This window comes from Pseudomonas sp. NPDC089741, assembly GCF_044748825.1.
Classification (GTDB): domain Bacteria; phylum Pseudomonadota; class Gammaproteobacteria; order Pseudomonadales; family Pseudomonadaceae; genus Aquipseudomonas; species Aquipseudomonas helmanticensis.
Genome location: NZ_JBIVGT010000009.1, coordinates 169,192 through 187,754, shown reverse-complemented (window position 1 = coordinate 187,754; position 18,563 = coordinate 169,192). Strand labels below are relative to the sequence as shown.

The 18,563-nt window shown below is 59.5% G+C and carries 13 protein-coding genes and 2 rRNA genes; 5 read left to right on the top strand and 10 right to left on the bottom strand.

Translation table 11 applies throughout. The features are described 5' to 3' along the window. Positions 1-86, top strand: a 5S ribosomal RNA gene (gene rrf, locus ACIPZE_RS12565); the annotation flags it as partial. A 105-nt stretch (positions 87-191) separates the two neighbouring features. Then, positions 192-307: ribosomal RNA gene (gene rrf, locus ACIPZE_RS12560) — 5S ribosomal RNA — on the top strand. Between the two features lie 69 nt (positions 308-376). On the opposite strand, the gene ACIPZE_RS12555 is transcribed toward rrf (ACIPZE_RS12560), so the two are convergent. The 4 genes from ACIPZE_RS12555 to ACIPZE_RS12540 form a co-directional block, all read right to left on the bottom strand. Continuing rightward, a complete protein-coding gene (locus tag ACIPZE_RS12555; protein WP_400773101.1) occupies positions 377-1,558 on the bottom strand; it encodes a PepSY-associated TM helix domain-containing protein in 1,182 nt (393 codons plus the stop codon). A gap of 75 nt (positions 1,559-1,633) precedes the next feature. Then, the gene (locus ACIPZE_RS12550) at positions 1,634-4,138 is read right to left on the bottom strand and encodes a TonB-dependent siderophore receptor (protein ID WP_400773099.1); all 2,505 of its coding nucleotides are present in this window, start codon (positions 4,136-4,138) and stop codon (positions 1,634-1,636) included. Positions 4,139-4,226: 88 nt separating this feature from the next. Next, the gene (locus ACIPZE_RS12545; protein WP_400773098.1) at positions 4,227-5,228 is read right to left on the bottom strand and encodes a FecR domain-containing protein; all 1,002 of its coding nucleotides are present in this window, start codon (positions 5,226-5,228) and stop codon (positions 4,227-4,229) included. After that, complete coding sequence (locus ACIPZE_RS12540) at positions 5,228-5,728, bottom strand: sigma-70 family RNA polymerase sigma factor (protein ID WP_400773096.1); 501 nt, start codon at positions 5,726-5,728, stop codon at positions 5,228-5,230. Before ACIPZE_RS12540 ends, ACIPZE_RS12545 begins: the two co-directional genes overlap by 1 nt. A gap of 312 nt (positions 5,729-6,040) precedes the next feature. On the opposite strand from ACIPZE_RS12540, the gene ACIPZE_RS12535 reads away from it, so the two are divergent. Further along, a complete protein-coding gene (locus ACIPZE_RS12535; RefSeq protein WP_129387251.1) occupies positions 6,041-7,921 on the top strand; it encodes a methyl-accepting chemotaxis protein in 1,881 nt (626 codons plus the stop codon). A 111-nt stretch (positions 7,922-8,032) separates the two neighbouring features. Here the strand turns inward: ACIPZE_RS12535 and ACIPZE_RS12530 are convergent, their stop codons facing one another. The 5 genes from ACIPZE_RS12530 to ACIPZE_RS12510 form a co-directional block, all read right to left on the bottom strand. Next, positions 8,033-8,500, bottom strand: coding sequence for an SRPBCC family protein (locus ACIPZE_RS12530; RefSeq protein ID WP_283438154.1), 468 nt, complete (start codon positions 8,498-8,500; stop codon positions 8,033-8,035). Between the two features lie 22 nt (positions 8,501-8,522). Next, positions 8,523-11,915, bottom strand: coding sequence for a non-ribosomal peptide synthetase (locus ACIPZE_RS12525; protein ID WP_400773093.1), 3,393 nt, complete (start codon positions 11,913-11,915; stop codon positions 8,523-8,525). Between the two features lie 13 nt (positions 11,916-11,928). Further along, positions 11,929-12,858, bottom strand: a complete 930-nt coding sequence (locus tag ACIPZE_RS12520) for a diiron oxygenase (RefSeq protein ID WP_283438152.1) — start codon at positions 12,856-12,858, stop codon at positions 11,929-11,931. Continuing rightward, entirely contained in the window at positions 12,855-13,628 is a 774-nt protein-coding gene (locus ACIPZE_RS12515) for a DUF3050 domain-containing protein (protein ID WP_400773091.1), read from the bottom strand. The genes ACIPZE_RS12520 and ACIPZE_RS12515 overlap by 4 nt, the downstream gene beginning before the upstream one ends. Positions 13,629-14,376: 748 nt before the next feature. Beyond that, positions 14,377-15,087 carry a GntR family transcriptional regulator gene (locus ACIPZE_RS12510; protein WP_283438150.1) on the bottom strand — a complete coding sequence of 237 codons (711 nt, stop codon included), beginning with the start codon at positions 15,085-15,087 and terminating at the stop codon, positions 14,377-14,379. 196 nt (positions 15,088-15,283) lie between these two features. Between ACIPZE_RS12510 and lapG the strand changes: the two genes are divergently transcribed. Together lapG and lapD are read left to right on the top strand one after the other, a co-directional pair. Further along, positions 15,284-15,976, top strand: coding sequence for a cysteine protease LapG (gene lapG, locus ACIPZE_RS12505; RefSeq protein ID WP_129387269.1), 693 nt, complete (start codon positions 15,284-15,286; stop codon positions 15,974-15,976). A gap of 14 nt (positions 15,977-15,990) precedes the next feature. Continuing rightward, positions 15,991-17,937, top strand: coding sequence for a cyclic di-GMP receptor LapD (gene lapD / locus ACIPZE_RS12500; RefSeq protein WP_283438149.1), 1,947 nt, complete (start codon positions 15,991-15,993; stop codon positions 17,935-17,937). Positions 17,938-18,148: 211 nt separating this feature from the next. Here lapD and ACIPZE_RS12495 read toward each other — a convergent pair whose 3' ends face one another. Beyond that, positions 18,149-18,487, bottom strand: coding sequence for a tryptophan synthase subunit beta (locus ACIPZE_RS12495; RefSeq protein WP_129387275.1), 339 nt, complete (start codon positions 18,485-18,487; stop codon positions 18,149-18,151). Positions 18,488-18,563: the final 76 nt, after the last annotated feature.

Here is an 18,563-nt window from a genome sequence, read left to right as displayed (position 1 = left end):
GATCCCATCCCGAACTCAGCAGTGAAACGATGCATCGCCGATGGTAGTGTGGGGTTTCCCCATGTGAGAGTAGGTCATCGTCAAGATTAAATTCCGAAACCCCAATTGCGAAAGCAGTTGGGGTTTTGTTTTAGTAGAAGTAACCGTTTTTGCTGGCTTGTTACCGTGTTGACGAGTCAGATACAGAATTTCTTGACGACCATAGAGCGTTGGAACCACCTGATCCCATCCCGAACTCAGTAGTGAAACGATGCATCGCCGATGGTAGTGTGGGGTTTCCCCATGTGAGAGTAGGTCATCGTCAAGATTAAATTCCGAGACCCCTGTCTGCTAACGCAGACAGGGGTTTTGTCATTTCAGTGCCTGCAAAAACCAATCAGCAAACTGCTTTGCGTGCCTTGCTGATACCTCGAGCCTGCCATTTGCGCCACCAGATGTAGACGCCAGTCCCAGACAGCCCCGCAATCAAAATACCTAATACCGCGATCATCACTTGTCCGGTAACGCCAATGATTCGTCCACCGTGTATCGGTAACTGCAACCGATAGAACCGCTCTCCCAGCGTGCCTTGCCCTGCGATCTCCTGTCCCAATAATCGTCCGTCCGTGCCATGAAAGAACAACCAGGATTTGCCATGCGCTTCTGTGTCGTGTTGCCCAAACCCTGCGCCGTAGAAGTTGTACTCAAAGCTGTAATACAACTCCCCGATTGCCGCCGTCAGTCCTAATCGTTTTCCCTCCTGTAACGCCCTCTCGTATGCCTGTTGATAACTCAATTGCGTCACGCCCAACTCCGCAGGAGGCATTCGTCCCCGCGCCTCATAGACGCTCGGCTCAATCGGTGAAAGCAACGACACTACAGGCTTGAATACCTGACTCGGCAAATTCATCGCCACACTGCTGACTGCGATCGGCAGCAACAATAGCCACAACCACAATCCCCCCGCACGATGCAGGTCGAAGTTAATTCGATAGACATGGCCGCCCTTGACCTTCCACGCTGTCGACCATTTCTTCCAGAATGGCTTTCTACGCGGCAGCGTCAGCCATAACGCGACAAAACAATCGATCACCCAAGCGATGGCAACCAGGCCCATCAGCCACAGTCCCCAATTCCCCGGCAATGTCAGGTTGTAGTGGAACTCGAGAATGAACGGGACAAAATTCTCCCGTTGAAAACAACACTCGCCCCAGTACCGTCGACCTTTCTCTTCGGCACTCACCGGATCCAGATAGAACACCTGATTACGCTCATCGAACGGCTTGCCGGTCGCCGGATCATTGCGCGCGACAGCCGCCAGCAATGCGGTATGCCCCACCTCATGCGGATACTCCATGTACCAGACCTGCAGCTTCGGATGCGCAGCTTGCAGCGTATCAACCAGCTCGCCCGGTGGCAGTTGCGTCCCCTGTGCAGAGGCCGAATAAAACTGCGGATTCAACCATTCATCAAGCTCATGGTTAAACGCCAGAATGCTCCCGGTGACTCCGGCCAGGAGTAAAAATACCGCCGTGGCCAAACCTATATAGCGATGCAGCAAAACCAGAGTTGCGCGCATGAAAATTTCCCTTCAGAACGACAAAGCCAGCCCCTGAGATTCAGGGGCTGGCTTTTTTATGCACAGGACAAAAACTTAGAACTGGTAACTGACCGTCGCCGCGACGTTGCGCTCTTCGCCCATGTAGCAGAAGTTCAGGCTGGCGCAGGAGGCCACGTAGGACTCGTTGGTCAGGTTGTTCGCATTCAAGCGTACGTCGACACCCTTCAAGCCCACCTTGCCCAGGTCATAGCCAATCGAAGCGTCGAACAATGTGTAGGACGGCACCTTCAAAGTATTTTCCGCATCCGCCCAGCTGTAGCCGACATAGCGCACACCGCCGCCCAGGCGCAGACCATCGAGTGCTGCGCTGTCGAATTTGTAGTCAGCCCACAGCGATGCCATATGGCGCGGAGCCTGGGTCGGAGAGTTGCCCTTGTTTTCGATGACGTCGGTTGGCGTGCTCAGCGTACTGACCATCGACTTCGAGTACTCGATATCGGTGAAGGTATAGCTGCCGAGCACTTTCAGGTTGTCGGTCAGCTGCATGTGCGCTTCAAGTTCCAGGCCTTGAGAGCGGACTGCACCTACCGCGCGATAGAAGTTTTCCTGTGGCAGTTTGGTTGCCAGGTTCTCCTGATCGATACGGAACAGCGACGCGGTGAACAGGTTGTCAGTACCCGGCGGTTGATACTTCAGGCCGACTTCCCACTGCGTGCCATCGGTAGGTGCCAGTGGATTACCGGCGCTGTCCGCATAGGAGTTCGGGTTAAACGACTCGGAGTAGCTGATGTACGGCGCCAGGCCGTTATCGAACAAATACAGCGCACCGGCGCGGCCAGTGAGTTTGGTGCGGCGGTCATTGATCTCGGTGCCTTCCGGGCGCCCCGCTTCGGCGATGCGGTTTTCGTCGGAGGTCTCGACCCAGTCCTGGCGCAGGCCCAGCGAGAAGCGCCATTTATCCATTTCGATCAGGTCTTGCAGATACACACCGGTCTGCTCCAGACGACGCAGATAGCTGGTATCGCCGTACATATCGATCGCCGAGTTGCCATACACCGGATTGAACGCGTTGATCGGCGCGAGGCCGCCGCTGGTCCAGTCGACCACGGTCTTGCGGCGCTGATAGTCCGCGCCCATGAGTACCGTGTGCTTGGTGGCGCCGGTGAAAAATTCAGCCTGAAGCATATTGTCGACGATGAACGCATGCAGTCGCTCGTCACCACCGGTGTAATAGCGGTTCAGCTCGTTGCTGGTCGGTGTGGTCCAGCCATAGGCATAGACCTGATCCATGTTCACTTTGGAGTCGAGGTAACGGAAGTTCTGCCGCGCGGTGAAGACATCGTTGAAGCGATGTTCGAACTGATAACCGAAGGATTGCTGATCACGCGAATAACCATCGATGCCCGGCTCGCCCTCGAAGAAATGCGGCGAAATGCGATTGCCATTACGCTGATGAATCGTGCCATCCGCCGGCACGCCACCGTGGTAGCCGCCATCCGGATCATGTTGCAGATAAGCCTGCAGGGTCAGCGAAGTATCTTCATTGAAATCGATGCTGACGGTCGGCGCCAGGGCGAAGCGCTTTTCTTTATTGTGGTCGAATTGGGTGTCGGACTGATCCGTTAAACCGATCAGACGATAGGCGATGCGCTTGTCGTCATCGACCGGGCCGCTGAAGTCGAAACCGACCCCGCGCTGCCCCTGCGTGCCAACCGTGGCCTGGACCTGATGGTAAGCCTCGTACAACGGCTTTTTGCTGGTCAGTGCCACCAACCCGCCCGGCGAACTGCGGCCGTACAGCACCGAAGATGGCCCCTTGAGAATATCCACGCGCTCAAGGAAATACGGATCGACCTGCATGGTGCTGTAAGTGCCGCTGTCGCCCATCGACTTGAGGCCATCGAGGTAGATGTTATCCACCGAGCCGTCGTTGAAACCGCGCATCGCCACGTAGTCGTAACGGTGCGTTGCGCCATAGGGGTTGGTCAGCACGCCGGGGGTGTAGCGCATCGCCTGTGAGACGGTTTGCGAGCCCTGGTCGTCCATTTGCTCGCGAGTGACCACGGACACGCTTTGCGACGTTTCCAGCAATGCGGTACTGGTTTTCGTGGCGATCTGGCTGTGTGTCGCGTTGTAGCCGTCCATGCTGCCCAGCGCGTTGCCGAGGGCGAAGCCTTTGATATCGGTGGTCGGTAAAGCCAGCGCTTCGGTCTCCGCGATCGGGCGCAGAATGTAGCTGCTGCCATCCTGGCTGAGAGCTTCCAGACCCGAACCGCCGAGCAAATGGCTCAGCGCCTGATCGGTTGAATACTCGCCCTGCACACCCGGCGATTGGTGTCCTTGAGTCTGCTGTGGCGTCATCGACAGGGTGATGCCGGCCTGACGCGCGAACTGATTCAGCGCTTCGCCCAACGGCCCGGCAGCAATGCTGAAGCGCTGGCCGACTTCACTGTTGGCAGTGCCGGCCGCCAGACTCACGCTAGGCAACACCGCCACACCCAGGGCGGTAGAAAACAGCGCCGCCCGAACGGCGTGGCGCAACAGGCCCGATTCGGCCGTGAAATTCAGAGGGTTTTTACTGGTGGCGCGGACAGTCATTGTAGGTTTCCGTAGGAAGTCGCAAACGCTTGGGTTGAAGTGCTTACTGACTAAGCCGGACTTGCTGCAAAAACCCGCCAGAATAATTTCAGGCCACTCGCTCCAGCGTCACCCACCAGCGCGTGCGATAGCGCAATTGCACTGGCAAGGTCTGTGGCAGCACCGCCAGCAGCTTGTCGGTGTTCTCCAGGCGGAACACGCCGGACAGGCGCAAGTCCGCGACTTCCGATGCGCAGGTGAGAAAGCCCTGGCGATAACGCCCGACTTCAGCGAGGAAATCGCCCAGGCGCATATTTCGCGTGACGATCAAGCCGTCGACCCAGGCACCGGCATCCATATTCAGCAGCGGCGCTGGCCGCACCTGACGCCGGTCGATCAGATAACTTTGCCCGGCGCGCGCTTCAATCGAAGTGCCACCGGCGTGAATGGCGACACGCCCGCTGGTCACGCTGAGCCGCGTGCAATCGTGCTCCTGACGCAGGATGAAGCGCGCATCGAGCGGCTCATAAGTGCCGTGACGGTTCTCTACACGCAGCGGTCGATGAACCGGTGCGCCTTCATCCGCGCCGCCACAACTGACGATGATTTCGCCACGGCTCAGTTTGATCAGTCGTTGTTGCGCCGTGTAATCGAGATCCACGGCACTGGCGGTATTGAGTTCGAGGCGCGTGCCATCGGGCAACTGAAAGCCGCGCCGCTCACCGGTCGCCGTGGCGTAATCGGCGCTCCATTGCTGCCACGCCGAGGTGTCCTTGGCCAGCCACGCGGCAGAGCCCATCAACAACGCGCCCGACAACAGCTTCAGCGCCTGTCGCCGTCCCAGGCCTTGCGCGCTGTTTTCCAGGGTCTTCAACGCCACGTGCGCACCCGGTACGGCGCGCAGGTTGTTGCTCAACTCGGCTTGCAGCGATTGCACTCGTTGCCACGCGAGTTCGTGCTCATGGTGCTCGGCGCGCCACTGCTCGCACTGGCGGTTGAGGCGCGAATTGCCGTGGTTGTTGCGCAGGCGCAGCAACCAGTGAATGGCCTGCTTGACCGCTTTCTGCTGGGGCTCGGCGCGTCGGCCAAGTGACAGGTTATCCACCGGCATCAGCTTGCGTACCGCAATACATAGCAATGAAACAGCGCATCGGCGACGTAGCGTTCCACTGAGCGAAGCGACAGGCCCATTTCTTCGGCAATCTGCTTGTGAGTCAAACCTTCGCACTGCGCCAGGAGAAATGCCTGACGCACTTTCGGCTTCAATCCTTCCAGCATGCGCGCGATGCTTTCCAGCAGTTCGATCACCAGCGCTCGGGCTTCGGCACTCGGGGTTTCGACTTCAGGCAGGTGGGCGATGGCTTCAAGGTAGGCGCGTTCGATCTCCTCACGACGCCAGTGGTCGATCACCAGCCCGCGAGCAATGGTGCGCAGAAAGGCGCGTGGTGCTTTGAGTTCGAGGCGTTCGGTACGTTGCAGCAGACGGACGAAAGTGTCCTGCGCCAGATCCGCTGCATCTGCGGCGTTGCCCAGCCGTGCGCGCAGCCAAGCGTTGAGCCAGCCATGATGACTACTGTAAAGCGCCTGTACGGCAAACTCAGGTGAGGACATGAACGCGACAGCCCGGACGTCACAAATGATAATTAGTCGCATTGTCAGCAAGGGTTGGATAATTTGCAACTGCCGCTCGAACATCAACCCTGAAAATTTCTGTCGCAGCCGCTCTGGCACGCCGTTCGGCGGGAATCTGGCACTAATTCCATCCATTTCCCATTCGACCCTAAGATTTCTCCGACACGTGCCGACAGACTGGTGAGACATGCGTGCACCAAAGTAGAGCGGCCAGAAGAACGCTGCCTGCGCTGTACATGGAATGTTGCAACCGGAACGCATCCCCACTTTTGGCATAAGAAGTCCCATGAAATGAATCTCAAGTTCAGCCATAAAATTCTGTTGGCCGCCTCGGGCGTCGTGGTCCTGGCGTTCGCGCTGTTCACTCTCTACAACGACTATCTGCAGCGAAACACCATTCGCCAGAACCTTCAGTCCTCCGTACAGCAGGCCGGCGATCTGACCGCTAGTAGCGTGCAGAACTGGATGAGCGGACGGATTCTGGTGTTGGAGAACCTCGCGCAGAACGTCGCTCACCAGGGCAAGGACGCGGACTTCCCGGGTCTGGTCGACCAGCCGGCGTTCACCTCGAACTTCCAGTTCACCTACGTCGGCCAGGCCAACGGTGTGTTCACCCAGCGTCCTGACGCGAAGATGCCGGACGGTTACGACCCACGTCAGCGCCCTTGGTACAAGCAAGCGGTGGCCGCCGACAAAACCATGCTGACGCCGCCATACATGGCAGCTGTCGGCGGTTTGGTGGTGACCATCGCCATGCCGGTGAAAAAGAACGGCGAGCTGCTCGGCGTCGTCGGTGGTGACCTGAGCCTGGAAACCCTGGTGAAGATCATCAACTCGGTGGACTTCGGTGGCCTCGGCCACGCGTTCCTGGTCAGCGGCGACGGTCAAGTGATCGTCAGCCCGGACAAGGATCAGGTGATGAAGAACCTGAAAGACATCTACCCGAACTCCAGCGTGCGCATCGAGAAGGGCAACCAGAACGTGGTGCTCAACGGCCAGGAACGAATCCTCTCGTTTACTCCGGTCAGCGACCTGCCGAATGCGCAGTGGTACATCGGTCTGTCGATCGACAGAGACAAAGCCTACGCTGCACTCAGCCAATTCCGTACGTCGGCGTTGATCGCGATGTTTGTCGCCGTGGCGGCCATCGCGCTGCTGCTGAGCCTGTTGATCAACGTCTTGATGCGTCCGCTGACCACCATGGGCCGCGCAATGCAGGACATCGCACAGGGCGAAGGCGATCTGACCCGTCGCCTGGTGGTCGAAAGCAAAGACGAATTCGGCGAACTGGGCAGCGCATTCAACCAATTCGTAGAGCGGATTCACGCCTCGATTTCCGAAGTGTCCTCGGCGACCCGTCATGTGCATGACTTGTCGCAGCGGGTGATGGCTTCGTCCAACGCCTCGATCGTCGGCTCTGACGAGCAAAGCGCGCGCACCAACAGCGTCGCGGCAGCGATCAACGAACTGGGCGCTGCCACTCAGGAAATTGCGCGCAATGCTGCCGATGCTTCGCAGCATGCCAGCGGCGCGAGCGAGCAGGCTGATGACGGTCGTCAGGTGGTTGAGCAAACCATCCAGGCAATGACCGAGCTGTCGCAAAAGATCAGCCTGTCGTGCACCCAGATCGAAACCCTGAACGCGAGCACCGACAACATCGGTCACATCCTCGATGTGATCAAAGGTATCTCGCAGCAAACCAACCTGCTCGCGCTCAACGCCGCGATCGAAGCGGCGCGTGCTGGTGAAGCCGGGCGTGGGTTTGCGGTGGTGGCGGACGAGGTGCGTAACCTTGCCCATCGCACTCAGGAGTCGGCGGAAGAGATCCACAAGATGATCACCTCGCTGCAGATCGGTTCGCGCGAAGCGGTGACCACCATGAACGCCAGTCAGGCCTCCAGCGAGCAGAGCGTGGAAGTAGCCAATCAGGCCGGTTTGCGTCTGGTCAGCGTGACTCAGCGCATCGGCGAAATCGACGGCATGAACCAGTCGGTGGCAGCGGCCACTGAAGAGCAGACCGCCGTGGTGGAAACCCTCAACGTCGACGTTAACCAGATCAACCTGCTGAACCAGCAGAGCGTGGCCAACCTCAATGAAACGTTGAAGGATTGTGATGCGTTGTCACAGCAGGCCAACCGCCTGAAGCAACTGGTCGACAGCTTCAAGATCTGACCGCGTTATCGTTCTTCGCGAGCAGGCTCGCTCCCACATTTGGAATGTATTTCCCTGTGGGAGCGAGCCTGCTCGCGAAAGCGGTCTGACAATCACCGCAAAGTCGAAGCCTTAAACAAACAGCTTCAATACATTCCCCATCGCATCATCCGCAAACCCCTGCACAAACTCCTTGAACCCCGGCAGCGCTTCTTCGCCGCCCGAGGCCGGCTCGGCAATGATCGTCCACGTCGCCCGGGATTTCCCTTCGCCCAACGCTTCCACATTCATCGCCGCCCACAGATTCGCCACCCCCAATGTGTTGTAAATCGTCGTCCAGGTCATGCTGCGTGCCTGCTCATCGCGGGAGTTCAGTTGCTCGACTACGACGTTGCCGTCCTTGAAGCATTTCTTGCGCAGCGAAGACACGCCTTCGCCAATCAATTCGATGTGCGACAGCGCCGGAATAAAGCGATCGAAACCGCCGAAGTTGCCGACCACCGCCCAGACTTGCGCCGCGTCTGTCGGCACTTCCACCGACGATACAACGTGGCAGCCGTGCGGGTTTTTGATCAGGGTGTCGGGTTGCAGAGTGCTCATGGTGTTGCTCCTTTTTGATGAACTAGATGAAGTTGATTTCTTTCAGGTAGTCGCAGCCGCGACGCAGCAGCGCCGGGGATTTCTGCGGGTAGTGCGCGCCCATCTGCTGCACGCCGGCCTCGGCGTTGGCGTGGCCGATCAGCGAGATGTCGCCGATGTCTTCTTCAAAACCGTTGAGGTAGAAGCCGAGTACGCCGAACAGCGCGTTGTCGGCATCGACGCGGCCCAGTTGCTGCTGCCAGTCGGCGACGCTGACCAGCGCGAACTCGCTGCCGGTTTCGCGGAACGAAGCGACGTAGGCGTCCCAGCTCAGCGGCTCGGGGTTGTGCAGGTTGAACACCGCACGTTCGGCCGAATAACGGCTGGCGTGGAAGGCAATGAAGCGGGCGAGAAAGTCCACCGGCATCAGGTCGAAATTCAGCGCGAACGCCGGCACCTGGCCGAGCTGAATCGAACCCTTGAGCATCAGCATCAAACGGTTTTTGTGCGGTTGGCAGACGCCGCTCAGACTGTTGAAACTGATGTTGCCGGGACGATACAGATTGACCCGCACACCACGCTCCCGCGCCCGTTCGAGGATGCGTTCGCCAACCCATTTCGACAGGTTGTAGCCGTTGCGAATGTAGATCGGCGGGGTGGGCGCGGCCGGCAATTCCAACACCCGCCCCGCGTCATCGACCGTGCTTGACGCCGACAGCGTCGAGACAAAATTGAAGACCTTTTTGCTTTGCCCTTCACACAGCCGCAGCAAAGCGAAAATCGGCTCGACGTTGTCTGCCGCCAGCGACTCGTAATCGAGTACGTGATTGACGTTCGCGGCGTTGTGCACCAGTGCGCCGAACTCGCGATCGAGGCGTTGGTAATCTTCGTCATTCAGGCCCAGTTGCGGACGGGTAATGTCTGCCGCGTAAACCCGCACCCGACTCAGGTCCAGATGCTCCAGACGATTTTCCCGCAGTGACTGAGCAAACCGTTGCGCCGCCGTTTGCCCCCCGCCATCACGCACCAGACACGCCACTTCGCTGGCGCCCCAACCGAGCAGCGCCTCGACGATGTGGACGCCGACAAAACTGTTGGCACCGGTGACGATCACCCTGTGCACATCGCCCATGCAATTGATCGGCAGCGGCTCGATATCCAGCGTGCGCTCGGCGTCGGCCATGGCCTGGGCGCTGAGCACGGCGCTGTCGTCAGTGCCGCGAACCAGAGTCGCGAGCTTGATGATGGTCGGCAGCTCGATGAAGCGATTGATCGAGATGCTGCGGCCGAACTCCTCTCGCAAACGCAGCAACATCCGCGATAACAGAATCGAATGGCCGCCGAGATTGAAGAAGCTTTCGTCGGTAGAAATGTCGCTGCCCGGCAGCTCCAGCAACTCGGCCCAGATCTCCAGCAGCAGTGCTTCGTCGGCATTGGCCGGCAGGCACTTCGGGCCGTTGTCCTGCACGCTTACTGGCAGTTCCAGCAAGGCTTTGCGGTCGACTTTACCGTTGCTGGCGAAGGGCATGCCGGCCAGCTCGGTCCACGCCACCGGTTGCATGTAGTCCGGTAGAAATTGCTGGGCGTGAGCTTTCAGTGCATCGCGGGCAGTGCCTGCTTGCGGTTGGGCGAGGAACGCCAGAATCCGCCGCTGACTGTCGATCACCACCGCCACTTGCCGGTACTGCTGGCTCTCGCGCAGGCAGCGTTCGATCTCTTCCGGCTCGACCCGGAAACCGCGAATCTTCACCTGATTGTCGCGCCGCCCGCACAGCTCAATGCCATGCTCGCCCCACTTGGCCATGTCACCGCTGCGGTAGGCGCGCAGCGTTTGGCCATCCGGCAGTTGCAGGGTCAGATAACGTTCCGCGGTCTGCTGTGGGTTGTTCAGATAGCCGAGGCAGACACCGGGGCCGACGATGAACAACTCGCCGACGGTTTGCTCCGGCACTGGCTGCAAATCGTCATCGAGAATCAGCACCTGGCTGTTGGCGATGGGCGCGCCGAGGCTGCGGTTGCTGTCACCCGGTTGCAGTTGCCGCGCGGTAATCAGCACCGTGGCTTCGGTCGGGCCGTAGAGATTGTGCAGGGTGCCCTGGCGGGTCAGTTGCTCGATGACAAACGGCTCGCAGACATCGCCGCCAGTCATCACTTGGACGCCTTGCAGTTGCTCCAGCGGCAGGATGCTCAACAGCGCCGGTGGCAGGAAGGCGTGGCTCAATTGTCGCCGGCGGATCAGCGCCACCAGTTGCAGCGGATCGCGTCGTTGCGTGTCATCGGGCACCACCAGTTCGGCGCCTGCGAGCAGGCTCGGAAAGATGTCGATCAGCGACGAGTCGAAACTCAGCGAGGAGAATTGCAGCACCCGGCTCTCGGCGCGCAGCTGCACGTAGTCGGCGTACCACGTGGTGAAATGGGCAAGGTTGGCCTGACTGAGCAAGACGCCTTTGGGATGCCCGGTGGTGCCTGAGGTATAGAGCGCCATGCACGGCACATCGAGCTCAGGGCGTTGGCGCAGCAACGGCTGGTTGAGATCTGCCGCAGCGCTGTCGATGCCACTGACGTCCAGCCCCGCCATCGTTGTGCTGAGCGGATGCACGCCATCGTGCAGCAACAGTAGCGCGCCAGCGTTCTGCAGGATGTATTGCTGGCGCTGCAATGGATGGCTGGGTTCCAGCGGCAGGTACACCGCACCGCTGCCGAGAATCGCCACAATCGCAGCAAACAACTCAGGGCTTTTCGGCAGGCAGATGCCGACCACCCACGGCTGCGGATATTGCTCCAGCAACGGCAGCAATCGCTGTTGGATGGCGCGGCTGTGGGTGTGCAGTTGGCGGTAGCTGATCGACTGTTCGGCGAGGTGCAGCGCCGAGCGTTCGGCATGCTGAATGAAGCTCTGCTGCAGACGCTCGATCAGCGGGATTTGCGCCTGTTCCAACAGCCGCTCATTCGCTGTGTCATTGCAACGGTGGACGTAAGCCAGACTGTCGAGAAACAGCAGGTTTTCCATGCGCTCGAAATCCGGCACCCGCATCGACGCGGCCTGCTGAAAATATTCCGCGTCGCGGGAAAAGCGGCTGACCAGCAACGCCACTTCGTCCACCACCTGCGTCAGCACCCGTTGGCGCAACGCCTGGCCGTTGCCGGACGGCTCATCGCCAATCGGTACGCGACTGATCAGTGACGAGCCGAGAAAGCACAGCAGGTCGAGCGAGGGCAAACCCGCAAGGCTCGGTGCACCGATACCCAAACGCAGATGCAGGTGGGGGATGGCGCAGAAATCACCGGCGCCGATGAAGCCGTCGTCGATGATCAGATTCACCGTCGATTGCGCCGCGCCACTGCGCGTCAATGTATGCCCGTGTTGTTCCAGTTCCTGCGCCAGGTCGGTCATGGCGCGGCTGGTGCCAATCAGCAAAATGTCGAGACGTTTCATGTCGGCCTCCTCATCAAACCAGGTAGTCGCGCAGGGCGTGCTGTACGCACGGTGTGTCGAGCAGCGAGCTGTTGTGAAAGAACTTCACGATGTTGCCCACCAGCGGGTGATGGCGATTGATCGGAAAGGCCAGCCCGGTCATTTCGTCCTGCAGCGCGCGACGCGTCGCGGCGCTGACCGGCAAGGCGTCGATCAGGCGCAGATCGAAGGTTTTCTGGATGTCGTTGGTCAGGTAATGGCCGATGAACACCGGCAGGATCTGCGCAATGGTCGCGCGATCCGCGTCGCTGGCCGTGTGCCAATAGATGCGCACCATCCGCGCCCAGAAACTGGAGTGGCGACCTTCGTCGAGCAGGTGGTCGGCCATCAGGCCTTTGATCGACGGTTTGACCGTGTCATCGCGGGCGAACGCCGCGACATCGCCGGTCACGGTGTTCTCGGCGATGGCCACGCAAATCAATTCCACGGCACTGCGCAAGTGCTCCGGTGCCAGCGCCACGGCGGCCGGGATTGCCCGGCTCAGTTCGATTTCGTCGGGCAAGCGGATCGGCTCGATGCCGGTCATCGCGACCGTCTGCTGCATGAAATCCATGGCCACCAGCGCGTGGTAATCCTCGTCGACCACCACGGTCATCGCGTCGTAGCGACAGGCGAACGGGAAGGCCACGGCGAAGCGATTCTTGGCGATGCTGCGAGCGGTCTTGTCGACGATTTCCGTTTCGAAAATCACCACATCGTTGATGAACTTGTACAGCGTCTGCACCAGGGCGAAATCACGCTGTTGCGGGCATTCGCGCAGAAAGGTTTCGCTGAGCACCAGCGGTTGGCGACTGAGTGGATAGATCAGGCGTTCGTCGTCCTCCAGCACACGTCGAGGACGGGTGCGAATGGTTGCGCGACTCTCCCAGACATCCGCGAAAGATTGATAGTCGGCGGCGTTCATTGGGCCACCTCGGCCAACGGTTCGCGCATGCTCAGGCGCAGGCCGTCCCACAAGGCAATGCGGCTTTCGACGGCAGCGATGGCGCTGGCGTAGACCTCGGCCTCGCGTTGCGGGTCGCCGTCGACCAGACGCTCCAGCAGTTGCTCCGCCGCCGGGCCGTGATCCTCGGAATCGACTTCTATGTGCCGTTCCAGGTAATAGCGAAAGGTCGGCGCCTGCTCGATGCCGATGCCCCAATCGTCGAGGATGCGCTGGAACATGGTCGGGATCACGCTCTCGCGACCGTGCAGAAATGCGGCGGCCACGCTGTGTCCCGGCGCATGCAGGGCGATGCGCAAGGTGTCGCGGACGAATTGTGCAGCCGCCGGATCAACGTCGACACTTTGCAACGCCACGTCATAACTCACGCCTTCCTGTTGCAGGGCGACAAAGCGCTCCGCCGCGGTGGTGCTGGCGCCAATTTCGCGCATGGCATCCAGGTACAACTCGAAGTGGCTGTAGTGACCCTCTGCCAAGCGATCGTCGGACTCCTCACCCAAGACGATTTCGTTGATCAGCCGGGCGGCATGCGGATCGCGCGGCGGTAGCCAGGGCAAGCGGGTGCAGGTCAGTTCCTGCTGCAGACGCTTGGTCAGCGACATGAAGTCCCATACCGCAAATACGTGGGTCTCCATGAACCGACGTAATACCGATAACGAAGTGATCTCGGAAAAGATCGGGTGAACACTCAGTTCAGCTTTTTTCAGGGCGAGTTGGTTCTTAATGGGCATCATGATGTCCTTTATCATTGATATGAAATGGAACTGCTCTTTCAACTACGCAATCAATGCTGCAGTGACTTGTTCATGTCGAGACTGCAACTGGTTAACGTCCTGCGCTAATGGCTGAAAGTTGCTAGTGCCAGTCTGCAACGCTCTGGGTTGGCGGCCGTAAAGCCGCAGTCACTGCGGGTGAAGCGTTGGGCATGTGCCGGAATGAATGGCGAAGTTCAAACTCGGCGAGGAAAAGCTAATACAAGCGGAAAGTGTTTAACAAGTATATTTTTAATTATTTTAAGTTGGCAGTTTTTTGAATATGAAGAGGGTCGATAAAACTTTTAGTTTAAGTTTTATTTGGGCGTAGTTGCTCCTTTCGGCTAATGGCGGCCAAAATTGATCGACAAGAGTGAATGCCTCACTCGAAGCAACTTTCTACTGAAGAGAATTAAGAGTTTTAAAGGGGCGAAAGTTGGCCGTGACCGGCGCCTGTACTTCCTTTTCCCGTGACAAGGCTCCTTCCGTAGGTTCCTGGTGCGGGGACTGCGCCGACGAGGCGGTGCGTCGCCCGTTCTTTATTGGGTTGGCGGATCAAGAGTGCGGGTAAATTGCCGCCACGGCTATTACCGATTGGTGATCGCGGAGGGCGAAATCGGACTGAGCGGCGCAGGAAGGTTAGAGCGGGCGCGCCAATCCGCCACTGGCTTTCGTGGTGGATCGGTCGAGGGATTTGTAAGCGGGTGATTCGTCGGTAGCGACGGGCTCAGCGTGAGGTTTTGCGGCTTTGGCTGGCGGGGCTGGCAAGGAAGCGTGTAATGACATCGACACCGCGATTAAGGTGATTCACCAGCAGCTTCACCGAGCCTTCGATATCACCGGCGATTGCCGCTTGCAGCATCGCCCGGTGGTCGTCCTGAGACAGCTTGCCCAGGCCCATGGCTTCGAGATTGAAACGCAGGAAGCGTTCTTCTTCGTTAAGCCCGTCTTCGACCAGCCTTAACAGGCGCCGGTTAGGCGCCTTGCTGTAAAGGGCCATGTGAAACAGGCGGTTGAGCCGGCCGATTTCACTGTAGTCGTGCTGGCGCTCCAGCTCTTCGATATAAGCAGCGGCGCGTTCGTGGTCGGCACTGGTCAGCAACGGTATCGACTGCCGCAGAGCTTCGGTCTCGAGCAGAATTCGCAGTTCATAGGTTTCGGTCGCATCGCCCTGAATCAAAGGTGCAACCACTGCGCCCTTGTGCGCGGTAACGCTGAGCAGCTCTTGCGCTTCGAGCTGGCGCAAGGCTTCGCGCACCGGCATGCGGCTGACCCCGAACAGATCGGCCAGATCCTGCTGGCGCAGGGCCGTACCGCAAGGCAAGCGCCCATCAAGGATGGCGGCGCGCAGGGTTTCCTCAATGACCGAACGGGCGAGATGCGCAGGGATCGGCCCATCGACTTTGATGCTGTGCAGCGGTTTGGGCTTCTGTGTCACGACTACGCACCCTGTTGTCGGCTGAATTTGGATCCAAATGACACTAGTGATTGCTCTACAGGTTGTCAAACCGTGTAGAAGAACTCCGTTACATTTGCAGTTTAGCGCGGTCGCGATGATCTCATGGTGCCATTGTTTTTTAGCCGGCTAAGCTTCACCATCAAACGCTTTCTATCCTGCCTCCTGGAAACCTGCTGTGGCGGTACGTTTCGCGATCCCCCGGACTCTGCGCTGGCTCGGCTGCGCACTGCTGCTGGCCGGCGTCATGCTGGGCGGTCTGCATGCCGATTGGGATTTTTCCGCGATCAGCCGCAAAGCCACCGCACTCTACGGACCGCTGGGCGCCGGGCAGCAACGCATCGATGCCTGGCAGAATCTGCTGGCCACCCAGCAGCAGGCCAGCGAGATGGAAAAGCTCAAAGTGGTGAACCTGTTTTTCAACAAGCAGGTGCGCTACGTCGAGGACATCGATCTGTGGCACGAGGTCGATTATTGGGAAACGCCGATCGAAGCACTGTGGAAGGGCGCCGGCGACTGCGAAGACTACGCGATCGCCAAGTATTTCAGCCTGCGCCATCTCGGGGTGTCCAGTGACAAGCTGCGCATCACCTACGTCAAGGCACTGCGCCAGAACCGCGCGCACATGGTGCTGACTTACTATGCCACCCCCGATGCGATGCCGCTGGTGCTCGACAGCCTGATCGACCCGATCCAGCCGGCGTCGCAGCGAACCGATTTGCTGCCGGTCTACTCTTTCAATGCTGAAGGACTGTATCTGCCCGGGGCCAAGGGCAATAAAAAGGTCGGTGACACCAAACGCCTGTCGCGCTGGCAGGATGTGTTGAAGAAAATGCAGGCCGAAGGTTTTCCGGTCGAGACGACTAACTAGGAGCATGCGCTCAGATGTCTTTGTTCAAACAGCTGTTGATCGCTATCTGCCTGTTCCTCGTGGTTGCCTTCACTGGCAGCTTCATGGTCAGCCTGGAAAGCTCGCGCACCCAGTACGTCAACCAGTTGCGCTCCCACGCCCAGGACGCCGCGACGGCGCTGGCGTTGTCGTTGACGCCGAATATCGATGACCCGGCAATGGTCGAGTTGCTGGTCAGTTCGATTTTCGACAGCGGTTACTACGCGAGCATCCGCGTGGTCGATCTGAAGACCGACCAGACCATCGTCGAACGCAGCGGCAGTCCGGTGGTGAGCAACGTGCCGCAGTGGTTCGTCAACCTGATCGGCCTGGAACCGGCCGGTGGCGATGCGCTGGTCAGCCGTGGCTGGGAGCAGGCTGCAAGGGTCGAGGTGGTCAGCCACCCGATGTTCGCCGTGGCAAAGTTGTGGCAAAGCGCACTGGGCAGTCTCGGCTGGCTGCTGATCTGCGGCGCGGTGAGTGCGGTGCTCGGGGCGCTGCTGCTGCGCCGGCAGTTGAAGCCGCTGGACTACATGGTCCAGCAATCCCACGCGATTGCCCGCCGCGAGTTTCTCAGCTTGCCTGAACTGCCGCGCACGCCTGAATTGCGTCGCGTCGTACAGGCGATGAATCAGATGGTCGAGAAGCTCAAGGCGCTGTTTCAGGAGCAGGCCGAGCGCAGTGAAAAACTGCGCGCCGAGTCGTATCAGGACAACCTGACGGGGTTGGCTAACCGGCGCTATTTCGAGATGCAACTGAACAACCGGGTGAGTAACCCGGAGCAGGCCAGCTCCGGTTATCTGTTGCTGTTGCGGGTGAAGGATCTGGCCGGGCTCAACCAGCGCCTCGGTGGGCAGCGCACCGATGAACTGTTGAAAGCGGTCGGTGAGCAACTGTCTCGCGAATGCGCCAAGTACCCGGAAACGCAGAACCTCGTCACGCGTATTCGTGGCGGTGAATTCGCCGTGCTGGCGCCGGGACTGGTGCGTGAGGAGGCGCTGCAACTGGCGCAAAATCTCGACAACGCCCTGAGCAGCCTGCACGCCACGGGGGCTACCGATGTGCCGGCGGTGGCGTCGATCGGTCTCGCGCCGTTCGCTCACGGCGACTCGCCGCAAGCGGTGCTCAGCCTTGGCGATCAGGCGCTGGCGCAGGCTGAGGGGCAGGGTGAGCAGAGCTGGGCGTGCATCGATCAGAGCCTGAATGCCGATGTCGGTGACGATCACCATGCCTGGCATCGCTTGCTTGACCAGGCCTTGAGTCAGCAGCGTTTCGAGCTGTATTTCCAACCGGTGGTAGCGGCGCAGGACACGCAACTGGTGCTGCACTACAAAGTGCTCTCGCGCTTGCTCGACGAACAGGGCCAGACCATTCCGGCCGGGCGCTTCCTGCCGTGGCTGGAGCGCTTCGGCTGGACCGCGCGGCTCGATCGGCTGATGCTCGAACGTGTGCTGGAGCAGATGAAAGGGCATGAAGAGTCGCTGGCGCTGAACCTGTCTTCGGCGACCCTGGGCGATCCGCAGGCGTTGAACAAAGTCTTCGAAATTCTCCGGGCGCATTCCAACCTCGGCGCGCGACTGACCCTTGAGATCGGCGAGGAGCAATTGCCCGAGCAAGCGGTGCTGGAGCAGTTGACCCGACGTCTGCGCGAACTCGGCTTCTCCCTCAGCCTGCAACGTTTTGGCGGCCGCTTCAGCATGATCGGCAATCTGGCACGGCTGGGGCTGGCGTACTTGAAGATCGATGGCAGCTACATTCGTGCGATCGATCAGGAGAGCGACAAACGCCTGTTCATCGAAGCGATCCAGCGTGCGGCGCACAGCATTGATCTGCCGCTGATTGCCGAGCGGGTCGAGACGCAGGGGGAGTTGTCGGTGATTCGCGAGATGGGCTTGTATGGGGTTCAGGGACAGTTGTTGGGTGAGCCCAAGCCCTGGCGGTGAGTCATCGCAAAAGCAACCCTCACCCTAGCCCTCTCCCAGAGGGAGAGGGGACTGATTGGGGGATATTCGGGAAGTACGCCGACGTGAGCGATTTGTCTTGAATCCATAATCGACCCGGTTTTTCAGGTCGATGTATAGCGCCACACAACTTGATCGGCTCCCTCTCCCTCCGGGAGAGGGCTGGGGTGAGGGGCTTTTGATTCTGAGCGGATCAGATCAACCCGCTTTCATCTTCATCGATCAACTGGCTCAAGCCGCCCAACGCTTCACGCGCCTGGGTCCGGTCCATCAGTTTGGCCTGCGCCGCCGGCGGCAGGTCGGTGACGCGAATCACGCCTTTCTGGGTCAACACCTGAATCAGGTCGTCGAGTACCCGAATCATCTCAAAGTCGCTCTGCTTGAGCTGTTTGAGGCTGTTTTCCACGGCTTCGTTGGCGTACCACGCCTGGATTTCGTGGTGGTCGGCGGGCAGCGTTTCCGTGGCCTCGGCGTAGGCCGCGGCTTCCACGCGAATCAACTGGCCTTGCGCATCGCGTTGCACGTAAAACATTGAGCATCCCTCAGAAATGAACCAGCGTCATGCTGTCAGCAGCATAGCCAACTGCGCGCGAGTATGCGGTGCGGCG

Excerpts from the sequence above, each read along its gene's own strand:
- ACIPZE_RS12555 (WP_400773101.1), bottom strand. The coding sequence starts at position 1,558 with ATGCGCGCAACTCTGGTTTTGCTGCATCGCTATATAGGTTTGGCCACG.
- ACIPZE_RS12550 (WP_400773099.1), bottom strand. The coding sequence starts at position 4,138 with ATGACTGTCCGCGCCACCAGTAAAAACCCTCTGAATTTCACGGCCGAA.
- ACIPZE_RS12545 (WP_400773098.1), bottom strand. The coding sequence starts at position 5,228 with ATGCCGGTGGATAACCTGTCACTTGGCCGACGCGCCGAGCCCCAGCAG.
- ACIPZE_RS12540 (WP_400773096.1), bottom strand. The coding sequence starts at position 5,728 with ATGTCCTCACCTGAGTTTGCCGTACAGGCGCTTTACAGTAGTCATCAT.
- ACIPZE_RS12535 (WP_129387251.1), top strand. The coding sequence starts at position 6,041 with ATGAATCTCAAGTTCAGCCATAAAATTCTGTTGGCCGCCTCGGGCGTC.
- ACIPZE_RS12530 (WP_283438154.1), bottom strand. The coding sequence starts at position 8,500 with ATGAGCACTCTGCAACCCGACACCCTGATCAAAAACCCGCACGGCTGC.
- ACIPZE_RS12525 (WP_400773093.1), bottom strand. The coding sequence starts at position 11,915 with ATGAAACGTCTCGACATTTTGCTGATTGGCACCAGCCGCGCCATGACC.
- ACIPZE_RS12520 (WP_283438152.1), bottom strand. The coding sequence starts at position 12,858 with ATGAACGCCGCCGACTATCAATCTTTCGCGGATGTCTGGGAGAGTCGC.
- ACIPZE_RS12515 (WP_400773091.1), bottom strand. The coding sequence starts at position 13,628 with ATGCCCATTAAGAACCAACTCGCCCTGAAAAAAGCTGAACTGAGTGTT.
- lapD (WP_283438149.1), top strand. The coding sequence starts at position 15,991 with ATGTCTTTGTTCAAACAGCTGTTGATCGCTATCTGCCTGTTCCTCGTG.
- ACIPZE_RS12495 (WP_129387275.1), bottom strand. The coding sequence starts at position 18,487 with ATGTTTTACGTGCAACGCGATGCGCAAGGCCAGTTGATTCGCGTGGAA.